The organism is Yoonia sp. (assembly GCF_046498525.1).
GTDB lineage: Bacteria > Pseudomonadota > Alphaproteobacteria > Rhodobacterales > Rhodobacteraceae > Yoonia.
This window is the reverse complement of record NZ_JAWOAN010000188.1, coordinates 1-6027: the sequence shown is the minus strand read 5'-3', so window position 1 is coordinate 6027 and position 6027 is coordinate 1. Positions and strand designations below refer to the sequence as shown.

The window sequence follows — 6027 nt, the reverse complement described above, 5'->3', positions numbered from 1 at the left end:
TGCTGTGCGTCATTGCTGCCCTTGGCGGTCACACGCGTGCCCCAACCCGAAACACCCAGCGCCACGCGGTTGCGCCCTGCCCTTGCATGGGCCTGTTCGCCACTTGCGGTAGCGGCGGTTCTGGTCGCCGCATTGTCGAGTGCATCTTTCCGAATGGTCGGCCCCATCTACGGCCAGGAGGTCGGCCTGACAGCCAATCAGATTGGTTCGTTCCTTGCGGCCTTCGTCGCGGGCGGCGCGATCGCGCAATATCCTGTGGGGTGGCTTGCGGACAAGTACGACCGGCGCTGGATAATGATCTGGCTATCGGTGGCGGCGATTGTGTCATGCGGCTTTACCGTCGCAACATCCGGCAATGGCAGATTTGCAGTTATGGCCGCCTCGTTCCTTTTCGGGCTCACGACTTTCCCGATCTATTCGGTTGCCACCGCACACGCACATGATTTTGCACGGTCGGATCAACGCGTCGAACTCTCTGCCGCGCTGATGTTCTTTTTCGCGGTCGGTGCGATTGCGGCACCTTATACAACATCGGCGCTTATCGGGTTCTACGGGCCCGCAGCGCTTTTCTACTTTATCTCGGTTGGCCACCTGTTTCTGGTCGTCTTTGGTCTTTTCCGCATGAGGGTGCGCCGGGCACCAGAGGACAGGACACGCTACATCTATGCACCACGCACCAGTTTCGGGATCGGGCGTCTGCTGGGCCGCAGCCGCGAACGCTAAAAGCTGTAAAGAACGGCTACCCGTGTCGTGGTGACCGCATCGGTAAAGATGTTGTCCATGAAATCGCGGATCAACTCACCCCGTACCGTGAGATTTGGCGAAAGCGCACGTTCCGCGCCAAGGCCGAAGTTGAAACCTCCGGCAGTATCATCCTCAAAGTAATACTCGGTGACGCCACCGGCAAAACGGAATGAATAGTCAGACCAGTCATAGCTGACCCAGCCACGCACCCGTGCGGTGTCATAGTCGTTGTCCCCTGCAACCCGCAGACCGTATTCTGCCTCTGCCCCAATTCCGAAAAGGCCGGTGTCAAAGCCAAGCCCGGCAATCGCCGAGGTGACGGTTTGCGCATCGCCGGAATGCGGGTAGTGGTAATCGACACCCGCCCCGACATAAGCATCCTGGGCAAAGGCGGCAGAACCAAAGGTTGCGGCGATAGCGGCGGGGATCAGGCATTTCATGGGGTGTCTCCTTGGCTGCATCAGGCGTTGATCCAGATGTAACCTGAGACGCCCCAAAACGCCAGTCGGTCCGCAACATCTGGCATCTGGCAGCACTCCCCGCTAGATAGGCTGCAAATCTGCAAGGACATAACTATGGCCCGCCATCTGATCACCTCCGCCATTCCCTATATCAACGGGATCAAACACCTTGGAAATCTGGTGGGCAGCCAATTGCCCGCCGACCTTTACGCCCGCTATCTGCGCCAGCGCGGGCACGAGGTTCTGTTTCTCTGCGCCACGGACGAACATGGAACCCCTGCCGAACTTGCCGCTGCGAAAGCCGGCAAACCCGTGGCGGACTACTGCGCCGAGATGCACGATGTGCAGGCCAACATAGCTGAAGGGTTCCGTTTGTCCTTTGATCACTTCGGCCGTTCATCCAGCCCGCAGAACCACAAATTGACCCAAGCCTTTGCAGGACGTCTGGAAGAGATGGGCCTGATCCGCGAAGTCACCGAAGAACAGGTCTATTCCGTGGCTGACGGGCGCTTTCTGCCAGATCGGTATATCGAAGGGACCTGCCCGAACTGCGGCTTCGAAAGCGCGCGGGGCGACCAATGCGATAATTGCACCAAGCAACTGGACCCGACCGACCTGATCAACCCCCATTCGACAATTTCCGGTGCAACCGATCTTGAGGTGCGCGAAACAAAGCACCTTTATCTGCGTCAATCTGAACTCAAAGACGATCTGGCCGCATGGATCGAGAGCAAGAAAGACTGGCCGATCCTGACAACATCCATCGCCAAGAAATGGCTGAACGATGGCGACGGGTTGCAAGACCGCGGCATAACGCGCGATCTGGATTGGGGTATCCCCGTCAAGAAAGGCGATCAGGACTGGCCCGGCATGGAAGGCAAGGTGTTCTATGTCTGGTTCGACGCCCCCATCGAATACATCGCCTGTGCGCAGGAATGGGAAGACGCGGGCAAAGGTAGCAACTGGCAAAGCTGGTGGCGCACCGACAAAGGCGCAGACGAGGTCACCTATACCCAGTTCATGGGCAAGGATAACGTGCCGTTCCACACGCTGTCTTTCCCCGCAACGATCAAGGGCACTCAAGAGCCGTGGAAACTCGTCGATTACATCAAGTCTTTCAACTATCTCAACTACGATGGCGGCCAGTTCAGCACCTCGCGCGGGCGCGGCGTTTTCATGGATCAGGCGCTAGAGCTTTTGCCGCCAGACTATTGGCGTTGGTGGCTTTTATCCCATGCACCAGAAACCTCGGACGCGGAGTTCACATGGGAAACCTTCCAGACTGACGTCAATAAGGACCTCGCCGACGTGTTGGGAAATTTTGTTAGCCGGATTACTAAGTTTTGCCGCTCCAAGTTCGGCGAGGCCGTTCCCGAAGGCGGCGCATATGGTCCGGCGGAAGAGCAACTGATCGCTGATCTGACGACACGCATCCGCGCCTATGAAGGCCATATGGACGCAATCGAGGTGCGCAAATCAGCGGCGGAACTGCGCGCCATCTGGGTGCTGGGCAACGAATATCTGCAGGCCAACGCGCCATGGACAACCTTCAAGACCGATCCCGAGACAGCGGCCATGCAGGTCCGCCTCGCACTGAACCTGATCCGCATCTATGCGGTGCTGTCAGCCTCGTTCATTCCGGACGCGTCCAAAGCGATGATCGACGCGATGCAGACAGATGACGACAGTTGGCCCACGGATGTGGCCGCAGCCATCCAGTCACTGCCCGCAGGTCACGCCTTTCACGTGCCCGAGAACCTTTTCCGCAAGATCACAGACGAAGAGCGCGAAGAATGGTCCACCCGCTTTGCGGGAACCCGCAACGCAGGAGAATAGGCCATGATCATCGGCCATATCGGCGCACGTGCGGGCAGCAAAGGTGTGCCGAACAAGAACTTCCGCATGTTGCATGGCAAGCACCTGATTGACTGGTCGCTGGATCAACTGCTCGCGTCTGACCGGGTGGACCATGTGGTCGTGTCCACGGATTTGCCCGAGATGTATGAACATGGGCTCAAGCGCGGCTGCCTTGATATCGGGTTGCGCCCTGCCGCGCTGGCCACGGATACGGCGGCAAAGTGGGATGTTTGGCAGCACGCCTTGGGCGAGGCCGAAAAACAGACCGGACCTGCGGACGCATTCCTTGATCTTGATTGCACGTCACCGTTGCGCCTGCCCGAAGATATCGACGCGGGCCTTGATCTGTTTGAAGCAGAAAACCCCGACATGGTCATGTCCTGTTGCGAGAGCCGCAAGAACCCGTATTTCAATATGCTGGAAAAAGACGCAAATGGCGCCTTGCAGGTGTCCAAACCCCTGCCGAACGGCGTTGTGGCCCGCCAGCAGGCTCCAATGGTCTATGACCATGTTGGCCTCGTTTATGTGGTAAAGCCATCCTATCTGCGCAAGGCGACGCGGCTTTTTGAAGGGCATGTCATTCCGCTTATCGTGCCCAATGAACGCAGCCTTGACGTCGACAGCCCGTTTGACTGGGACGTGATCGAATACCTGCTTGGCAAGCAGATTGCGGACGGATTGCGCGAGCCAGCCTAGAGCCACCCCTGCCAAGGCTTGAGTGCGGCTTGCTTGGCTGCAAAGCTGGCCGTCAGAGTATCGCGATCATATTCGGTTTTGATCCAGTCTGTGATGGCGATGGGCGTCTGCGCGTTCCGTGCCGCGTAAACATCAAGGAAATGGTCCAGAATACCTGTCGCGGTCCTGCGAATATGCAGGTAACGGAAACCGAGTTGACGACGCGCCACCTCCACCGGCTGCCCTTCCTGCACCATCAGATAAAGTGCCGCGACCAGCCCTGTGCGGTCCGCCCCTGATTTGCAGTGCATCAGAAACGGGCGCTCCATTGTCTCAAAAGCGTCGATGACTTTGATCAACTGCTCGGCCTTGGGTGCCTGCCGCGCCGACATCGAAATGGTGACCAGTGTCAGGCCCAATCGCTCGCAGCTTTCTGCCTCGAAAAGGTAGTGCGGTTGACTGGCGACCCCCCGCAAATTGAGAACCGTCTTGATTCCCATTGCCGCATAAGCCTCAAACCGTTTGTGATCGGGATGGTTTGACCGATAGACGCCGTCACTGACCTTTTCAAAGTTGTGCCAGAACGTGCGCAGAACACCGTGATCCAGCCACCGGACGTGCCAGTAAGAGCGTTTGCGTTCTGTCGGGTCCGTGATGTCATGCCCGAATGACTGGCGCAATTCGCGCTCTTTGCGGTCCAATGCTGTGAATATCTTGCGGATCATCTTGGGCTCAATCGTCGGCGTTGGGCTGTCACTTGGACCATGCGTATGCGCTTTGCAATGGCACAGAGCCAATTGCCCCTCAGGGTGAAACCCCATAAACACGCCGCAAGCACAGATGTAGGAGACCCATGATGGACATCGCAGGCCGCAAAATCGGACCCCAGCATCCGCCCCTTGTCATTGCGGAAATCGGCATCAACCACGGCGGTAATCTGGATGTCGCCAAGGAAATGGTGCGTCTGGCCGCCGGTGCCGGTTGCGAAATGATCAAGCACCAGACCCACATCATCGAAGACGAGATGACCGAAGAGGCCAAGCAGATCTTTCCGCCCAACGCCGATGTATCGATCTGGGATGTGATGGCGGAGTGCGCACTGTCACTCGAAGACGAAACAGAGTTGAAACGCTACACCGAAAGCCTCGGCATGATCTGGATCTCCACGCCGTTTTCGCGCGCGGCCGCTGATTTCCTGAACGATCTGGATGTGCCCGCCTTCAAGATCGGATCGGGCGAGGCCGACAACCTGCCGCTGATCCGCCATATCGCGCGGATGGGCAAGCCGGTGATCATGTCCACGGGAATGCAAAGCATCGAATCGATCCGCGCCTCAGTCGCCATTCTGGATGCGGCGGGTATTGAATACGCCTTGCTGGAATGTACGAACCTTTACCCTTCACCGCCTGAAATCGTTTCCTTGCAGGGGGTTACCGACCTCAGGGCTGCCTTTCCCAAGGCCGTCGTCGGCTTCTCCGACCACTCCATCGGCCCCGATATGGCGCTGGCATCAGTGGCACTGGGGGCCTGTATCCTCGAGCGTCATTACACCGACACGCGCTATCGCAAGGGCCCCGATATCATCAATTCGATGGACCCCGCCGAACTGCGCTATCTGATCGACCGTTCCCGCGAAATCCATACCGCCCTGCACAACCCCAAAGAGCGCACGAGCGCCGAGGAAGACGTCTATCGCTTCGCCCGCGCATCCGTAGTGGCCGACCGCGACCTGCCTGCGGGTCATCTTATCACCGAAGCCGATATCTGGACCCGCCGCCCCGGTTCAGGTGAGATTGCGGGATATGATTTCGACAAGGTCGTTGGCCAGACGCTGAACAAGGCAGTCGCACGGAATACACAGCTGAAGTGGGCTGATCTGGATGGCTGAGCCACTTTGCAATCTTGTGCAATGGTCTGTGAAATCACAAGCGCGGTAGATCAATTGCAGTCTTGGGATCACGTCTCGTAGCCACGCCCCCCCGGCAAACGGTCAACACCGGCAAACTGCCCAACTACGTGCGCCAAGCTTGTGACCACTGTATTGCACTCTTACGGGGTGCGTGGTTGCGGCGCTCGCATGACGCACGTGCCCATGATGCTTCACGACAGTCTATGGAGTGGATCACACTATCACATATGTGATTGCCGCGCGTCTGCTTAACCCAGAGCAAAGCAACTTCTATTGGTGCTGCTTTAATGCCGGTCGGTGACCTGAAGGACCGGCGTCGATGAAAAGAAAGCTGTTGATCGGGCTCGCCTTGCTTGGCGTTATCCTTGCGGGCGTAGCGGG

At 57.9% G+C, this 6027-nt stretch carries 6 protein-coding genes; 4 read left to right on the top strand and 2 right to left on the bottom strand.

Annotated elements, in window-relative coordinates:
* Window positions 1-723 (top strand): MFS transporter (locus R6T97_RS11780; protein ID WP_410349486.1); only part of this gene is annotated, 723 nt, incomplete at its 5' end.
* On the opposite strand, the gene R6T97_RS11775 is transcribed toward R6T97_RS11780, so the two are convergent.
* Window positions 720-1184 carry an outer membrane protein gene (locus tag R6T97_RS11775; protein ID WP_410349485.1) on the bottom strand — a complete coding sequence of 155 codons (465 nt, stop codon included), beginning with the start codon at window positions 1182-1184 and terminating at the stop codon, window positions 720-722. The genes R6T97_RS11780 and R6T97_RS11775 overlap by 4 nt on opposite strands.
* A 135-nt stretch (window positions 1185-1319) precedes the next feature.
* Here R6T97_RS11775 and metG point away from each other — a divergent pair, with 135 nt between their 5' ends.
* Both metG and R6T97_RS11765 read left to right on the top strand, forming a co-directional pair.
* Window positions 1320-3041, top strand: a complete 1722-nt coding sequence (gene metG, locus R6T97_RS11770; protein WP_410349484.1) for a methionine--tRNA ligase — start codon at window positions 1320-1322, stop codon at window positions 3039-3041.
* A 3-nt stretch (window positions 3042-3044) separates the two neighbouring features.
* Window positions 3045-3758 (top strand): acylneuraminate cytidylyltransferase family protein, encoded by a 714-nt coding sequence (locus tag R6T97_RS11765; protein WP_410349483.1) that lies wholly within the window; start codon window positions 3045-3047, stop codon window positions 3756-3758.
* On the opposite strand, the gene R6T97_RS11760 is transcribed toward R6T97_RS11765, so the two are convergent.
* Window positions 3755-4462 carry a fused DSP-PTPase phosphatase/NAD kinase-like protein gene (locus tag R6T97_RS11760; RefSeq protein WP_410349482.1) on the bottom strand — a complete coding sequence of 236 codons (708 nt, stop codon included), beginning with the start codon at window positions 4460-4462 and terminating at the stop codon, window positions 3755-3757. The genes R6T97_RS11765 and R6T97_RS11760 overlap by 4 nt on opposite strands.
* 128 nt (window positions 4463-4590) lie before the next feature.
* Between R6T97_RS11760 and R6T97_RS11755 the strand changes: the two genes are divergently transcribed.
* Window positions 4591-5625 (top strand): N-acetylneuraminate synthase family protein, encoded by a 1035-nt coding sequence (locus R6T97_RS11755; protein ID WP_410349481.1) that lies wholly within the window; start codon window positions 4591-4593, stop codon window positions 5623-5625.
* The last annotated feature ends 402 nt before the right edge of the window (window positions 5626-6027 follow it).